The following is a 15,292-nucleotide window of genomic DNA, read 5'->3' as shown; positions in this document are numbered from 1 at the left end:
GGGGCAATCAGATTGCAATCTGATTGCCCCGCGCCTTTTTCGTTGTTACTGCGAGCTTGTCTACCGGGCTATTTACCGAGCGTAGACGCCGGCTTCACCACGCACGTTGTATCGATACTCGATTGATCCGCGAATGTCAGCTTCAACGGGATCGTTGATCCAACCTTCACTGGCTTAGGTGCGTCCTCGAGCATCAGATGGTAACCGCTGGGTGCGAACGCGAGTGTGCCGTGTGCGGGCACCTCGGCGGAGTCGACCATCGACATGGTCGATGTGCTGCCGTTACTCGTCGATTTATGCAGCATCGCCATACCGAACGCGGGTGTTTCAGCGCCAGTGAGGGTCGCGGGTTTATCGCCGCTATTCGATACCACGAAGTAGCCCGACGACGGCAATTTAGCCGGCATCGAACGGATCCAGCAATCGTGCACATCGAGTGTTGCAGCTTGTGCGCCGGACGTCGCGAGGGCGCAAAAGGCAAGCAAACCGGCGTGAATCAGGGTGTTGGTTTTCATAGTCAGCTCACTTTACGTTGAACAGGTAATGGCCTTGCGTACGATGGCCGTCGTCGGCCACGGCCGTCCATTCCACTTGATAGGCACCCGTCTTGAGATCGCCGAGCGCGACGCTCATATGTTTCTTGTTGTTTGCATCGACAGCCGATTTCGCGCTGTTGACCTGCTTGCCCGCTGCATCGATCACAGTCAGCGTGCTGAACGCCGGCTCGAGGCCCTCCGTGAAATCGATGGCTACCTCATGCGGTGCTTCGACCGTTGCATCGGGCGCGGGCGTTTGCTGCGCAGGATGCGCATGCGCAAAAGCGAGTTGCGCGGTGGCGAGAAGCAGGGCGGCAAGGCCACCATGCTTGGTCATGATTGTGAGGGACGTGTTCATGCTGATCCTGTTTGATCTCGTTCGATCTCGTTCGATCCGGGCGACGCGAATGATGAGTACCGGCCATTCAGCCGGCGGCAGTGCGAAGAAGAATCAGACGACGACTGGCGGTGCACGAGGCTGTGCAGCAAAGACCGGCGCATACGGCGGGAAGGGTTGGGCAGGGGTGTTATCAGGCGGAGGTCCCGGCGTAACACGTGCTTGATAAGCACTTGCGCAAGGTGGGGCCGCAGGTGAATGTGCCGCCAGGCTGCAGTAACCACATGCATCCCAATGACCCGCGGCGGAATGCGGCGAACGGATGGGGTCGTCAGTATTGGTCTGCGGGGTATGGAACTCCGCCGAGCAAAACGCGCTCAGGATTGTCGCGGATTGCGTACTGGAGGCAAGCGCTTGCGACACGGCCGGAGCGAGCGCGGTCATCAGGATCGCGAGCAATCCGATGAGACTTCCGAACTTGCGGACGAGGCGACGGCGCATGAGGCTGACGTTGGCTTCCAAAGCGGGGTTTAGCCGCTGATTATGCCATGCGCGGATTGAGAGTTTGTGCGCCTGCAAGGCGACCATTCAGCGCAGCATGGGATCGTGGACACCCCCGTGGGCGCCCCCCGTGGGTACCCCCCGTGGGTACCCGATAGTCGCGCGAAACAACCACGGCTCAACAATCACTGCCGAAATGAAAAAAGCCCGGAGAACCGGGCTTTTGACTTTTAATCCTTGGTTGCGGGGATAGGATTTGAACCTATGACCTTCGGGTTATGAGCCCGACGAGCTGCCAGACTGCTCCACCCCGCGAAAAAGATTATAGGGCAACGGTGATTGCAGTGCAACATGTTTGTCATGTTCATTGCATTGCATGACTTGGTCGAACACGGCATTGGCTGACGAGGAACTTCGATGCTGTTCGTGCTCAGGTGCCTTGAGACGCCGTAGCTAAGCGCACGACATTGCCTCAAAGAGTTAGAGAGAGAGTGAGAGAGAGTGAGAGCGCATATGAAAACTCGGCCGTTAATCTCATGAGAGGGGTTTGCGGCCGAGTGTTTCGACTAGGCTTCCAGCTTGCTGAACCTTAGCTTAGAAGCCGAACGCGAAGCCTGCGCCTCCGGTGCTTTCTTCGCCGGTCGTCGAACCGCCGACTGTGATGACCATGTTGGTGCCAAAGCGCTTCTGGAAGCCGACCGCAATAGCGGCCTTGTTACGATATACACCCGTGCCCGCCGCGAAGCGGTTGTCCTTATCGGCGACCGCTGCCGCGCTGCCCGCCATCATCGCCATCGCGCTGCTCATCGCACCGACGCTATTGATATGGTTGTTCGCGAGCGAGAGCCCACTGTTCATGTCAGAGCGAAGCGCGTCCGTATAACCTTTTGCCGACTTCACGCCCGTGTTCACCGATTGCTGCATCTGGTTCACGTTGACAGCATCGGTGCCGTCGGTGCCCGCTGCGACGTTCGTGACCTGACGCTGACCGCCGGCCGCGGTGCTTCCCACCGATACCGCGTTGGCACGATCTGCCACCGAGCCTGCGCCCAGCGCGACTGAGTTGTTTGCGCTCGCCGATGCATTCGCACCAACCGCAACCGCATTGTTCGCTGTAGCCGATGTGTTCGAGCCGACTGCGATCGAATTGGTGCCGCTAGCCACGGACGTCGCGCCGGACGCTATTGCGTTTGCGCCCGATGCCACCGCGTTTGCGCCCGATGCTACCGAGTGCGTGCCCGAGGATGTTGCGACTTCCGTGTCGCGATTGCCATCGGCGGTGAACAGCGGGTTGTATGCGCCGTTCGCAATGTTGGTGACCTGGCCCATCATGTCGTTCAACTGACCCAGGTTGACCGCGTCCATGTTGCCCGTGGCTGCGGCGACGTTATGCAGCGCCGTGCCCGTGGTGTTGCCGTTGCCGAGCGTTGCGTTGGCATAGTCCGGCGTGCCGTCGGCGTTGGTGTCGTACTTGATGGCGCTTGCGCTCAGTGACGTGACATTGCTCGATACTGCGTTGAGCTGACCGACGTTGACTGCGTCGGTGGAAGCTGTACCCGCTGCCACGTTTGTCACCTGACGTTCGCTGCCTGCCGCGCCGACCGATACGGAATTGTCCCGATCCGCTACCGAGTTCGAACCGAGCGCAACGGAATTCTTGCCCGACGACAAAGCCGCACCGCCGATAGCCACGGAATCCGCACCGGTCGCCGATGAATCGGCAAGCGTCGAGTTCGTGTGGAAGTATTTGATACCGCCACCGTTGTTGACGTTCCCTTCGAATGTTTCGAGCGAGCCGACGCGCTGGTTGGTCGAGTACAACTGTGAGCCGTTGACAGCATCAGTACTGGTCGAGGACAGGTCGCCAATTTGCAGGTTAGAAATCGTGACAAGCTTCGACGCACCGACGCCGCCCAAGGTGATGTGCGCTTTATCGGTTGTGTCGTAGGCGACCTTGTTGGTCAGTTCGGTATCGACCTTGGTAATCGCGTCGCCAACGGTGCCAAACGAAGTGCCCGCAACGGTGTATGCCGGTGCTTGAATCGTGCCATCGGCATTGACCTTCGCGCCGCCGCCAAGCAGCGTTGTTACGTTTTGAAGTTGCGTGACGTTGACAGCGTCGTTGGCGAACGTACCTGCACCGACGTTCGCAATCTGGCGCAGTTGAGTCTTGCTGCCCACGGAAACCGTGTTCGCGCGATCTGCCACGGAGTATGCACCGAGCGCAACCGAATTATCAGCCGACGCCGTCGATGACCGGCCGAGCGCAACGGCAAGATGGTTGAGCGCCTTCGCGGACACCCCCACAGCAGTCGCGCCGCCCGTCGAACCTGTGCTGTCTGCGATAGAGCCAGAGCCCAGTGCTATGTCGGAATCGTTGTTCGCAAGCGATCCGCCGCCCAGCGCCATGGCTGATTGGGCATTCGCCGCAGCGTTCATTCCAACTGCGATTGCAGAAAGGGATCCGTCGTTACTCCCATTGGTTGTCCCGCTTGCCTTGGAACTCATCCCAATGGATATGTCGCCCAGTTGCGCGCTGCTTGCCGCGCCGCCGATCGCGATGGATTCGGAACCCGTCGCCAATGAATCGGCGAGCGTGGAGTTCACGTGTAAATACTTGCTGGAACCAGCGCTGTCGGCGAGTGCTGTCAGCGCATCGCCGACATTAGTGTAGTTCGTGCCCTTGAGCGAAAAGGTCGGGCCGGTAACCGACCCATCTGCGTTAAGCGTAGCTGCGCCACCGAGCGCGCTGACAAGAGGCGTGAGCTGGCTGACGTTGACCGCGTCGTTGGTTCGTGTGCCGGCCGCGACTTGTACGAGTTGGCGTTGCGTCGTCGAGTTGCCGATGGAGACTGTGTTATCGCGATCGGCGATAGCGCTCATGCCGATTGCCGTAGATGCAACGCCGGTCGCCGTTGCGTGCGATCCTAGAGCGGTCGACTGCATACCCGATGAAACGGCGAGGGCGCCGAAAGACGATGCGCTGGCGGCAAGCGCCTTGGCATTCGAGCCCACGGCGACGCCACCGATCACTCCACCGTCGCCGCCAGGCGCGCCACTCTGTACTTTGACGTCTGCGCCAATCGCGACGTCTCCAACACCTGACGCCGTAGCGCCCGCGCCCATCGCAACGCCATAGTCGTTGGTCGTGTCGGTGCCAGAGCCAATGGCTATTCCGTTAGCGATGCCTGAAGCAGCGGCCGTCACCGTGCCTCCGTCGAGCGACACGGTTGCAGAGGCTCCTCCAACTACCCCAATAGACATCGCAGATGCGAGCGCTGCCTTCGCCAATTTTCTACCGCGCTTACCTCGTGCCGGACTATTTTCCGACACCGCGACCCATGCACCGATGGATTCATTCCAGACCGACTTATAAACCTTGTTCATTTTGCATTCCTGCGTAGAGTTGACTCGGATCCATGACGCAAGCAAGCAGATGAACGATGGTTCATCTGCTTGTCGAGTCAGCGCTGGTGTCGAATCCAGGTGGACCCGCAAATGCCTGCGTGGACAGGGTCCGAACTCTACGTAGCGAGATGAAATGCTCTAATGAGAAATCTCCTAATTGGTAGTGGTTTGTAATAGAAACAACATATCAGCTAACCGAACTAATTTGATGTGCACAGCGCGCTAAGAAAAACTAAGAATTATTAGGGTGCTGGACGACAAATAAATCGATTTCTACTTACTCACTCAAACAAGACATGCCGGTCGTCGCAGAGCAGTTAAATGGCGCACCTGCACAAGCCCCTTCACCCAGGCATGTCACAATTTGTGTAATTCGCGTCGGGTAACGAATGATTTTAAGATCGCGTTGCCCGGACTTGTTACTTGCCAGGAAATCATCGCTTATGAACATCGCTCAGGACCTTCAGACCATCGTCCATCAAGAACAGACGCTGGTCTTCCCGCACTTCGACTCGGACCGCGCGTGGCAGATCGGCTCGCAACTCCGCGAGATGGCGGTGGCGCGCGGCGCGCCGATGGCAATCGACGTGCGTACCTTCGGGCAGCCCCTGTTTTTCGCGTTACTCCATGGCGCCACGCCCGATAACGTCCGCTGGGCGCAACGCAAGGCGCGCACAGTCGAGCATTTTCGCCGTAGTTCGTATGCAATCGGTTTGAGCTTGCAGCAGGCATCGGCAACACTCGCCGATAAATACAGTCTTCCCGCCGCCGAGTTCGCTTCTCATGGCGGCGCATTTCCGTTGTCGGTCAAAGGCGCGGGCGTGATCGGCGTGGTGACGGTGTCGGGCTTGCCGCAACGCCAGGATCACGAGTTCGTGGTGCAAGCGCTGTGCGCGGTTCTCGGGCACGACGCAAGCGCGTTCGCGTTCGCACCGGACAAGGCGTAACCCATGCGCTCTTCCGCTTATATGCTGCTCGCGGTTGCGATCGTTGCCGAAGTCGTGGCGACATCGGCCTTGCGGGCATCCGAGGGATTCTCGCGGCTGGTGCCATCCGTCATTGTGGTGATCGGATACGGCATCTCGTTCTACTTGCTCTCGCTGACGCTGAAGTCGCTGCCCGTCGGCATTGTGTACGCAGTTTGGTCAGGCGCGGGCATCGTGCTGATCACGCTCGTGGCCGCGCTGCTCTTCAAGCAGATCCCCGATTTGCCCGCCGTGCTCGGCATGGGCCTGATCGTGGCGGGCGTGGTCGTGCTGAACGTGTTTTCGAAGGTCAGCCCGCACTAATTTGCGAAGCGGGACGGGCGTTCCTAAAGCTAGTTGCAGCGTATGACCATCGAGCGGTTTTTAACATTGGCGGATACCACGTTCGTGATGCTGCCGCCCGACGGTCCGCCTTCCTCGTTGTCCTTCGATACGATCGTGTAGCCGGTCGCGCCGCATTTATCGCCTGCCAGGACGTAGCAACTCGCCCATGTCGTGCTCGCATCGGCGCCGCTGCAGTTGATGGCGTAGCCGCTCTGGCCGTCGGGGAGGTGGATCAGCGATGCATCGGTCGACGACGCGCATCCGCCGAGACTTAAAACACCCGCGGCCACCATGGCGAGGCCGGTGACCTGTAAAACCCGCGTCATGCGAATCGGGGAAGGGATCGGCAAGCGCCGTGCAAATTGCTTCATCGTGTTCCTCTGGTGGCAAACGCCGGAGAACGCCGTGGAAGATCGGGCAGAGCGCACAGCCTCTGCGCTGTAACCCGTCTCTCCAACATACGTCTCCAACATGTTTCGTAGCCGCATTTTCCCACATGCCGGTGAGCACAGGAAAAAGCGGGCCTTTTGATCTAAATCAAATTCCCCTGGATAAACACTTCCTTAGCGAGCGCTCTGGCGCGCGCCTTGCAATACTTTTGCAAACGGACAAGCTTCGGTCGCTCCGGGCCACCTCAAGTGCCACCTCAAGTGCCACCTCAGGGGCGACCTCAGGGGCGACCTCAAGCACGGAAGAATATGCAACAGGTTGCAACCGCTGAGAACTATTTGCCGGCTGGCATACCTTACAGAGATGCAGGCAACACGCGGCACCTATAAAACACTTGAGAGGAAGACATGGCTGAACGCGTTAGCGGCCCGTATCGCGGGTATTACATCAGCGCGGCGGCGCGCCTTACCCAGGCGCCCGATCAGGCGCACGGAAAGTCTGACGCCCCCATCTACGTGGGTACGGTCAGCCTTGCCGAAGGCGGTCCGGACAACGTCCGTCGCTACGAAGCGCTAGTCGATGTTGGTACACAGCAGCGCTTCACGACCGAGGACGAAGCGCTCGCCACTGTGGAGCAGGCGGCGCGCGCCTATATCGACAGATTGTTGCAAAATAGCTGATGCGCACGCTCAACATCCGTCTCCCGGCGATGCGTTGCGTAGCCGAGGCGCTGCTTGACTTGTTCCCGATCGGCGCAGATATCAGCGAAATCGGCACGGATCAGAAGCCGTGCCTCTTCGTGAGCTGGCGCACGAGCGGCATGGCAAGTCATCCAGGCAATATTGCGTGGGGCGTGCACTACCGCTTCGAGGCGGAGGCGCTGGGTCTTTTCGATCTCGCCGCCGACCCGGCGCAGCAGCAATTTTGCGAACGGGTAAGGGACATGAGCCGGCATCTGAAGTTCGATTACGCCGATCCGGACGCGGTGTCGCTGCTCATTGTCGACGTGCCCGCCGAGCTGCTCCGGCTCAGCATGGAAGAAGCCGGGTAGACCGGATCGAGGTGCCGCGAGTAGGATCGTGCTTTCGTGCGTTACCGCCATTTCCTTGCCATTCGAGGCCGCCATGAACATCCTTTTTCCCGCCGATGCGCCCGCGTATCGCGACGCGAATCTCACGGTGGTATTCGCTGCGCTGGTCGATGGTGAGCGCGTTCCGTGCGCGATCTCGGTCGAGGCGCTGGAGGATCATTTTGGCGTGGAGAGCTGCGACAGCACCGGATGGATCCGTGCATTCGATGCTGCGCGTCCGAGGATTGAAGCGGTTGCGAGGGAACATCTGCACATCAATAATGGTGAGCCCGTGCTCTTGAAGAGCGGCCATTTTCCGCCAGGAATGGCGAGCTGATAGCGGGCATTCAACGAGACGATCACATTCAACGCCATTCAGTTTTGCATTGACTTGGCTGGTGTCATCCGGAAAATGCGCGGGATGGCAGGCTCAAAACAACATCTTTCAAATCAGCCCTTACTGCGCATCCAGATCCTGGATGCGGCACGTGTGATCGTCGTGCGTGAAGGTTTTGACGCATTGTCAATGCGCAAGATCGCAGGGGTCGTCGGTTATTCACCCGCTTCGCTGTACCTGCACTTCGCCAGCCGCGACGCCATCGCCCACGCGCTTTGCGCCGAGGGCCACGCGCAGCTGCTCGAGTCCCTGCATGCGCATGATGGCGCGACGGAACCGGTCGAGCGCCTGAAGGCCATGGCGCATGCGTACGTCACGTTCGGGCAGACGCATCCCGAGGTCTATCGGCTGATTTTCATGCAGAATCCCGCATATACGGATGCCGCTTCTAAAGACACTGCATCGGCTGGCGAGACGGTGCTTTCCATGCTGACCCGGACGCTGGTGCTCGTCCATAACCCACCGGCCCGGGCCGAGACGTTGTGGGCAGCGTTGCACGGTATCGTGTCGTTGAGCCTGACGGCCCCGACAGCTTTCATCGCGCTGACAGATGCGCTTGTCGATGAAACGCTGGACCTATACTTGCCCGCTGTCATCAGGAAGAAATCTGCTCGTCGACGGCCGTCTGCAAGCGCTGGTTGACGTGTTTTCCGGTTCCATTTGCGGCGCCATTTCCACTCACACGAATAGAAACCTGCATTGCATATGACTGAATCCATCGATGAAATCCGTATCGAACGCGCGCAGGGCATTGGCTTCATTGCGCTGAACCGGCCGAAGGCGTTGAACGCGCTGTCCACGCCCATGCTGCACGCCATTCATCGGGCGCTGAATGCCTGGCGCGACGACGCGTCGGTGCACGCTGTCGTTATCTACAGCCCGCATCCACGCGCGTTTTGCGCGGGCGGCGATATCCGGTTTTTATACCAATCGGCGAAGGCCGGCGAACACGCGGTCATCGAAGAATTTTTCACCGATGAATACCGCCTGAATCACGCAATTTTCACATTTCCGAAGCCGTATATTGCGTTGTTGAACGGTGTGGTGATGGGCGGCGGAATGGGCATTTCGCAAGGCGCGCGGCATACGGGCGGCGTGCGGGTGGTCACCGGCTCGACGAAGATGGCGATGCCCGAGACGCGTATTGGCTTGTTTCCGGATGTGGGCGTGAGCTGGTTTCTCGCGCGCACGCCGGGTGCGATCGGGCGTTATCTCGCGGCGACCGGCGCGACAATCGATGCCGCCGATGCGCTCTACGCCGGCCTCGCCGACGCCTATATGGACGATGACGCGCTGCCCGCACTGATCGATACGCTGAAGGAAAAACCGTTCGCTACCGGCGCGGAGGTGGTGCGGTTTATCGAAACGCAGGCGCGCTCGCTTGGCGGGAAGGCGAGTGAACTGGAAAAGGAACGCGGTTTTATCGACAAGCATTTTGCGACGGGCAACGGCGCCGCCTGCCTGAAGTCGCTGGAAAGCGTAACGGGCGGTGACGAGAGCGACTGGGCTGTCCGCACGGCGGCGGAGTTGCGTGAGCGTTCGCCGTTATCCGTCGATGTGTCGCTGGAATTGATTGACCGGGCCAAAACATCGAGCATGGCTGAGACGTTGAGGCGCGACCTCGGGCTCACGCGTGCGACGTTCGATCATGGCGATGTGATGGAAGGCATCCGGGCGCGCATTGTCGACAAGGATAATCAGCCGGTGTGGAAAGTGGCGCGTATGGAAGACGTGACGCGTGATGCGGTCGTGCGGATGTACGACAGCCCGTGGGCTGAGCGCGACCATCCGCTGGCCGCGCTGGCGGATTAATCTGCGTCGCTGCCGGCCATGAAGGCGCGCATGAATACGAGCGCGCCCCAGCCCCACATGCCATTCGATGCAAAACCGAGCGCCAGCCGGGGCAGCATGTTGCCGCTCGGCCAGATGCCGCGCAGCGGATCGACCACAAACACGCTTGCGGCCGTCAGCACGACACCGCCGAACACCAGCGCGCCGATCCACGGCGCCGTGCGGTCGGGTGCGACGCGCAGCAGCCACGCCATCAAGATGCCGAAGAATGCGCTCCATAGCGCATTGACGATGAACTCGGGAATGCCCAGCGCCAGTGGCAGGAATGGAACGGTGGAGTAGCCACTTGGATCGATGACACCGGCCGCGTGCAGCATCGCAATTGTCGGCTCGCGGAAAAACAGGGCGGCGAGAAAGCCCGCGACGAACGGCAGAATGACTTTTTGCATTGAAAACCACCGCTTGGGACGCGAGCCGCGGCTGCGCCAATATTTAAGGTGGCGTCATTATAGAGGCGGGTATGTCGCATTATGGTGCAATCGGGCGAGGCTTCGCGGTCGATGCAACGGGGTAATGGGTAAAGCGCGAATCGGGTTGCAGTTTCGCGGCGATGTTGCTTTGGTTTGGCTTGGCTGGAGATGTTGAGTAGCGTGCGCGGTTTTATTGCGCTTGGCGTGGATCCTTTCCCTGCGTCAAGTCGCGACGTGTCTTGAGCGCCCCCGGAGGGCGAATTAGAGGTGAATCGATGGATCGAGCGGAGTTTCGCCGCTGATGCATGCCGCCGCGACATGATTTGCCGCCACGGTTAGTTATCCGGATTCCGCGGGTGTGCTGTGCGCCCGCCGGTGCTATTTCGCGATTGCGTCGCTCGCTGGATTGTTACGCAGCATGCGGTTGCTATTGGGCGGCAGAGCGGGGCGTTTCGTCGGCATGTTGTCCGGGTTATCTGCTCGTGGAGCAGCGGCGTTCGGGGCACTGGGTGTAATCGGCGGTTTAACCATCGACGCAGAGTCGGCCGGCGCCGCGGTCTGAGCCTGTGTGCTCGTTTCCATTCCGATGCCGAGCACGGCTGTCACGAAGGCAAGGGCCACGACGGTGCCGGGGAGCGTTTCAATCGCACGGGATTTCATGAGTTTCTCCGGTTCGACGGCGCATTTCGATTAAATCCGGCAAAGCGCGGTCATCTGGTTTTGTGACACCGGAGCGTGCGGAAGATTCGGTTTTTTGTGGATCCTTCGTAAGAGAAGCGTTGGCCTACGCTCAGAATGATGACTTGGATATTAGAGAATAAAGCGGGCGCGACAAAGCCGATCCCAAAAAGACAAAAGCCGTTCCGATTTATATTCGGAACGGCTTCGCCTTGAAAGCTTGATTCTTTGGGGTGGCTGATGGGGCTCGAACCCACGACAACAGGAATCACAATCCTGGACTCTACCAACTGAGCTACAGCCACCACTGTCTTACTTCTTGCTGCCTCTCTAGCTCACCAGGAACCGGCTTGCCGAATCGAGAAACGAGATTATACGAACAAAGATTGGCTTTGCCTAGCCCCTTATTCGATGAATTCGGCTGCTTCACGCAGATGAGTGCGTGCTTCATCGAAAATGGTCATATCACCGGTGGCGAGACGGCGGCTGTCCGAGAGCACGCGACGCCAGCCACGTGCTCCCGCCTCGCCTCGATACAAACCCAACGCATGCCGCGTAATGCCGCCGAGGAACACCCCGCGCGCCACTTCCTGACGCGCGTAGTCGATCAAGCTGGCCTCAGCCTCCTCGCGCGACAACACGGGTGTGTGCGCACCATAAAACCGTGAATCGACGGCCGCGAGCACGTAAGGGTTGTGATAAGCCTCGCGGCCGAGCATCACGCCATCGACGTGTTTCAAATGCTCTTCCACTTCGTCGAGCGTCTTGATGCCACCGTTGATCGATATTTCCAGATGAGGAAAATCGCGCTTCAACTGATACGCATATTCGTACTTGAGCGGCGGAATCTCGCGATTCTCCTTTGGACTCAAGCCCTTCAGGATCGCATTGCGTGCGTGGACAATAAACACTTCACATCCGGCATCGGCGACCGTGCCGACGAAGTCGCGCACATATGCGTAGTCCTCGACCGCGTCCACCCCAATCCGATGTTTGACCGTGACCGGAATCGATACCGCGTCGCGCATGGCTTTGACGCCATCCGCGACGAGTTGCGGCTCGTTCATCAGGCATGCGCCAAACGCGCCGCGTTGCACACGTTCGGACGGGCAGCCGCAATTCAGGTTGATTTCGTCATAACCCCATTGCTCGCCGAGCTTCGCACTGCGAGCCAGATCGGCCGGTTCGCTGCCGCCCAGCTGCAACGCGACGGGCGCTTCGGCCGGCGTGAACGCCAGATGGCGCGCGACGTCGCCGTGCAGCAGCGCGCCGGTCGTGACCATCTCGGTGTAGAGCCACGTGTGCCGTGTCAAGATCCGATGAAACGACCGACAATGACGATCGGTCCAGTCCATCATCGGGGCAACGCTGACGCGGCGCGGGCTGGGTTTTAAAGCTGTCGACATGGGAACTGCTAATTTTGGACGTTGGGCGCCTTTTCGGGCGCGGAATCCCCAATTTTACCGTAACAGGCAAAAGTCGATCGGCTGGCCGAGAAGGCGACAGCGCGAGCGGAACTTACCCGGAGCGTACCCGGAGCGTACCCGGAGCGTACCGTTATGACGTGCTGTCCTTCATTTATTTCCTTCCGTGCCCACTCACCTGAGCACCCGCATCGCGATGCAGGCTGAAAAGATCCGCCACCCCCAGCAATCCCACCGCCCCCACGATCAGGAACGCGATACTGAAATCGGCCGGCACGACCGTCTGCGCGCCATGACCATGCATCCATTCCGCCAGCCTCAGAGCGATGGCCCCGAGCGCGACGCCGATCCCCATCGTCAACTGGAACAACGTGCTCGACAACGCCGACGCGCCGCTCATCTGCGCCTTCGGGACATCGGCGAAACTGAGTGTGTTCAGCGCCGTGAACTGCAGCGAGCGTGACAGCCCGCTCGCAAACAATACGGCGACGATGATCCAGGTCGGTGTCGTCGGCGATATCAAGCTCATCACCGCCAGCGATAAAGCCGCCAGGATCCCGTTCACGATCAGCACCGGACGAAACCCGAAGCGCCGCATGACGGGCGTGGTGACGAGTTTCATCGATAAATTCCCGGCGAAGACTGACAACGTCAGCAGCCCGGATTCGAACGCATTCAGCCCGAAGCCGACCTGAAACATCAGCGGCAGCAGGAACGGCGCCGCGCTGATGGCGATGCGAAACAGCGAGCCGCCGCCCATCGCAACCTTGAAGGTTTTAATCCGCAGCGCGTTGAGATCAAGCACCGGTTCGGCCGCGCGCCGCACATGCCACCAGGCGCCCACGCCCGCGAGCACGCCGACCGCGATCAGCCCGCTTGCGAATACCCAGGGCGTGTCGTTGCGGCCGACGAGTTCCATTGCGTAGAGCAGGGTCGTGCAGGCGAGGCCGCACAGCACGAAACCCAGGAAATCGAAGCGGCGGCTGGCGTGCTCGCGAGTGTTATCGAGGTAGCGGAGCGCCACCACCAGGCCGATCACCCCGAGCGGCAAATTCAGATAAAAGATCCAGCGCCACGATGAATAGGTGGTGATAAACCCGCCCAGCGGCGGCCCGATCACAGGCGCGACAAGACCTGGCCAGGTGATGATGGAGATAGCGCGCATCAAGCCCTCTTTGGGCGTTGCGCGTAATACCGCGAGCCGTCCGACCGGCACCATCATTGCGCCGCCAATGCCTTGCAGCACGCGCGCCGCCGTGAACGTGGGCAGCGTCGACGCCATGCCGCAGAGCACGGACGCGACCGTGAACAGGGCGATGGCGCTGCCGAACACGGTGCGCAGGCCGAAGCGATCGGCGGCCCAACCGCTGATGGGGATGAATACGGCAAGCGTTAGCAGATACGACGTAATGCCAAGGCTCAGGTCGACGGGATGGAGCCCGAACGAGCGCGCCATCTGCGGCAGCGCCGTGGCGATGATCGTGCCGTCGAGGTTCTCCATGAAGAATGTCGCCGCGACCAGCATCACGATGACGGAGGAACCGCGTGGGTTCGCCGTGCCGGACGTGGTACGGGTGAGGTCGGGGGCCTGCATCGAATGCTTCTCTCTTGTTTGTCTCTGAATGAGCGCAGCGATATTGAAAAGCTAATGAAAGGCAGATTCCGCCCCATGCCGACAGCTTATCGGACTGGAGCAGCACCGTGGCAAAGGGCATCGATGCAGCATGGCCGGGGCTATGGTAGCTTCGGCACTCGGCTAGCGCCTTTAAAACCTGAACACGAACATGGGGAAGCAAGCGATGGAGTACCGCAAACTCGGTGGAACGGATGTCAATGTGAGCCTGATCGGACTGGGCACGATGACCTGGGGCGAGCAGAACACAGAAGCCGATGCGCACGCGCAACTCGATGCCGCGCTCGATGCCGGCATCAACCTGATCGATGCCGCCGAGATGTACCCGGTGCCGCCGCGCCCGGAGACGCAAGGGCGCACGGAGGCGTACATCGGCACGTGGCTGGCAGCGAACCCGGGCGCACGCGAGAAGATCGTGCTCGCGACCAAGATCGCGGGACCCGCGCGCCAGCCCCATAACCCGCGGCATATTCGCGGCGCAGGCAACCAGTTCGACCGGAAGAACCTGACCGAAGCCGTCAATACCAGCCTCGCACGGCTGCAGACGGATTACGTCGATTTGTACCAGTTGCACTGGCCCGATCGCAGCACGATGACGTTCGGACGCGCGAACTATCCGTGGATCGAGGACGAATATACGGTGCCCGTTGAAGAGACGCTGGCCGTGCTTGGCGATCTCGTGAAGGCGGGCAAGATCCGCTACGTCGGGGTATCGAACGAAACGCCCTGGGGTGTCGCGCAATTCCTCCAGGCTGCCGACAAACTCGGCCTGCCGCGCATCGTCAGCATCCAGAATCCGTACAGCCTGGTGAACCGCACGTTCGAAACGGGGCTTTCGGAATTTACGCACAAGGAAGGCGTTGGCCTGCTGGCGTATTCGCCGCTTGCGTTCGGCTGGCTATCCGGCAAGTACGAGGCGGGTGCGCGTCCGGCAGGCGCCCGCATCACGCTGTTCGAGCGATTTGCCCGCTACAGCAAGCCGCACACGATCAAGGCCGTCAGCGGCTACGTGGAGCTGGCGCGACGTCACGGCCTGAGCCCGGCGCAACTCGCGCTCGCGTTCGTGAACAGCCGGCCGTTCACGACCAGTACGCTGATCGGCGCAACGTCGCTCGCGCAATTGCAGGAGAACATCGGCAGTCAGGACGTGAAATTGTCCGATGAGATCCTGGCTGAAATCGATGCGCTTCACGAAGCCCAGCCAAATCCCGCGCCCTGATCGTTTCGCTGAAAAGTGTCACACGCTGTCGTTACGCTGATCGAAAACCGCTACGATTTTTTACCCATTGCGTTCGTTTTTTGCATGGTTTCAAGCGTAAAGTTATTGTCTCGGTTGATGTCGTAATCG

17 protein-coding genes, 2 tRNA genes and 1 pseudogene are annotated in these 15,292 nt (G+C 60.0%); 8 read left to right on the top strand and 12 right to left on the bottom strand.

From position 1 onward, the window contains the following. Positions 1–68: 68 nt before the first annotated feature. From BSU04_RS02430 to BSU04_RS02410, 6 genes and pseudogenes are all read right to left on the bottom strand, one after another. Positions 69–515 (bottom strand): copper chaperone PCu(A)C, encoded by a 447-nt coding sequence (locus tag BSU04_RS02430; protein ID WP_089159089.1) that lies wholly within the window; start codon positions 513–515, stop codon positions 69–71. 7 nt (positions 516–522) lie between these two features. Further along, positions 523–894, bottom strand: a complete 372-nt coding sequence (gene copC / locus BSU04_RS02425; protein WP_089159088.1) for a copper homeostasis periplasmic binding protein CopC — start codon at positions 892–894, stop codon at positions 523–525. A gap of 93 nt (positions 895–987) precedes the next feature. Then, positions 988–1,296, bottom strand: a complete 309-nt coding sequence (locus BSU04_RS48695) for a DUF2946 domain-containing protein (protein WP_373452785.1) — start codon at positions 1,294–1,296, stop codon at positions 988–990. Further along, positions 1,278–1,374: pseudogene (locus tag BSU04_RS48690) on the bottom strand (DUF2946 domain-containing protein); the annotation flags it as partial. The pseudogene BSU04_RS48690 and the gene BSU04_RS48695, both read right to left, overlap by 19 nt. Positions 1,375–1,612: 238 nt before the next feature. Next, positions 1,613–1,689, bottom strand: a tRNA-Met gene (locus BSU04_RS02415). Positions 1,690–1,968: 279 nt separating this feature from the next. Next, on the bottom strand, positions 1,969–4,761 hold the full coding sequence (locus BSU04_RS02410; protein ID WP_089159086.1) for an ESPR-type extended signal peptide-containing protein: 2,793 nt from the start codon (positions 4,759–4,761) through the stop codon (positions 1,969–1,971). Positions 4,762–5,225: 464 nt separating this feature from the next. Between BSU04_RS02410 and BSU04_RS02405 the strand changes: the two genes are divergently transcribed. Both BSU04_RS02405 and BSU04_RS02400 read left to right on the top strand, forming a co-directional pair. Next, positions 5,226–5,729: a heme-degrading domain-containing protein gene (locus tag BSU04_RS02405; RefSeq protein ID WP_089159085.1), complete on the top strand. Its 504-nt coding sequence runs from the start codon at positions 5,226–5,228 to the stop codon at positions 5,727–5,729. A gap of 3 nt (positions 5,730–5,732) precedes the next feature. Further along, positions 5,733–6,071 carry an SMR family transporter gene (locus tag BSU04_RS02400; RefSeq protein ID WP_089159084.1) on the top strand — a complete coding sequence of 113 codons (339 nt, stop codon included), beginning with the start codon at positions 5,733–5,735 and terminating at the stop codon, positions 6,069–6,071. Between the two features lie 29 nt (positions 6,072–6,100). On the opposite strand, the gene BSU04_RS02395 is transcribed toward BSU04_RS02400, so the two are convergent. Next, positions 6,101–6,418, bottom strand: coding sequence for a hypothetical protein (locus BSU04_RS02395; protein WP_256982034.1), 318 nt, complete (start codon positions 6,416–6,418; stop codon positions 6,101–6,103). 471 nt (positions 6,419–6,889) lie between these two features. Here BSU04_RS02395 and BSU04_RS02390 point away from each other — a divergent pair, with 471 nt between their 5' ends. The 5 genes from BSU04_RS02390 (at position 6,890) to BSU04_RS02370 (ending at position 9,760) form a co-directional block, all read left to right on the top strand. Beyond that, positions 6,890–7,162, top strand: coding sequence for a hypothetical protein (locus BSU04_RS02390; protein ID WP_089159082.1), 273 nt, complete (start codon positions 6,890–6,892; stop codon positions 7,160–7,162). Beyond that, positions 7,162–7,533 (top strand): hypothetical protein, encoded by a 372-nt coding sequence (locus tag BSU04_RS02385; protein WP_256982031.1) that lies wholly within the window; start codon positions 7,162–7,164, stop codon positions 7,531–7,533. The genes BSU04_RS02390 and BSU04_RS02385 overlap by 1 nt, the downstream gene beginning before the upstream one ends. A gap of 73 nt (positions 7,534–7,606) precedes the next feature. Beyond that, positions 7,607–7,888 carry a DUF1488 domain-containing protein gene (locus tag BSU04_RS02380; protein WP_089159080.1) on the top strand — a complete coding sequence of 94 codons (282 nt, stop codon included), beginning with the start codon at positions 7,607–7,609 and terminating at the stop codon, positions 7,886–7,888. 84 nt (positions 7,889–7,972) lie between these two features. Further along, entirely contained in the window at positions 7,973–8,590 is a 618-nt protein-coding gene (locus BSU04_RS02375; RefSeq protein WP_144021103.1) for a TetR/AcrR family transcriptional regulator, read from the top strand. 63 nt (positions 8,591–8,653) lie between these two features. Beyond that, the gene (locus BSU04_RS02370; protein ID WP_089159078.1) at positions 8,654–9,760 is read left to right on the top strand and encodes an enoyl-CoA hydratase/isomerase family protein; all 1,107 of its coding nucleotides are present in this window, start codon (positions 8,654–8,656) and stop codon (positions 9,758–9,760) included. Here BSU04_RS02370 and BSU04_RS02365 read toward each other — a convergent pair. The 5 genes from BSU04_RS02365 to BSU04_RS02345 all read right to left on the bottom strand — a co-directional run bounded on the left by BSU04_RS02365 (position 9,757) and on the right by BSU04_RS02345 (position 13,905). Beyond that, positions 9,757–10,188 carry a hypothetical protein gene (locus BSU04_RS02365; protein ID WP_089159077.1) on the bottom strand — a complete coding sequence of 144 codons (432 nt, stop codon included), beginning with the start codon at positions 10,186–10,188 and terminating at the stop codon, positions 9,757–9,759. The genes BSU04_RS02370 and BSU04_RS02365 overlap by 4 nt on opposite strands. A gap of 399 nt (positions 10,189–10,587) precedes the next feature. Beyond that, complete coding sequence (locus BSU04_RS02360; protein ID WP_089159076.1) at positions 10,588–10,869, bottom strand: hypothetical protein; 282 nt, start codon at positions 10,867–10,869, stop codon at positions 10,588–10,590. A 247-nt stretch (positions 10,870–11,116) separates the two neighbouring features. Further along, a tRNA-His gene (locus tag BSU04_RS02355) sits at positions 11,117–11,192 on the bottom strand. A gap of 99 nt (positions 11,193–11,291) precedes the next feature. Then, positions 11,292–12,293, bottom strand: a complete 1,002-nt coding sequence (gene dusA, locus BSU04_RS02350; RefSeq protein WP_089159075.1) for a tRNA dihydrouridine(20/20a) synthase DusA — start codon at positions 12,291–12,293, stop codon at positions 11,292–11,294. A 172-nt stretch (positions 12,294–12,465) separates the two neighbouring features. Further along, a complete protein-coding gene (locus tag BSU04_RS02345; protein ID WP_089159074.1) occupies positions 12,466–13,905 on the bottom strand; it encodes a DHA2 family efflux MFS transporter permease subunit in 1,440 nt (479 codons plus the stop codon). Positions 13,906–14,110: 205 nt separating this feature from the next. Between BSU04_RS02345 and BSU04_RS02340 the strand changes: the two genes are divergently transcribed. Further along, positions 14,111–15,163, top strand: a complete 1,053-nt coding sequence (locus tag BSU04_RS02340) for an NADP(H)-dependent aldo-keto reductase (RefSeq protein ID WP_089159094.1) — start codon at positions 14,111–14,113, stop codon at positions 15,161–15,163. The last annotated feature ends 129 nt before the right edge of the window (positions 15,164–15,292 follow it).

The organism is Caballeronia sordidicola, assembly GCF_002220365.1.
GTDB classification, from domain to species: domain Bacteria; phylum Pseudomonadota; class Gammaproteobacteria; order Burkholderiales; family Burkholderiaceae; genus Caballeronia; species Caballeronia sordidicola_C.
Note: the sequence above shows the minus strand (reverse complement) of the source record. Positions and strands in the feature narration are given on the sequence as shown.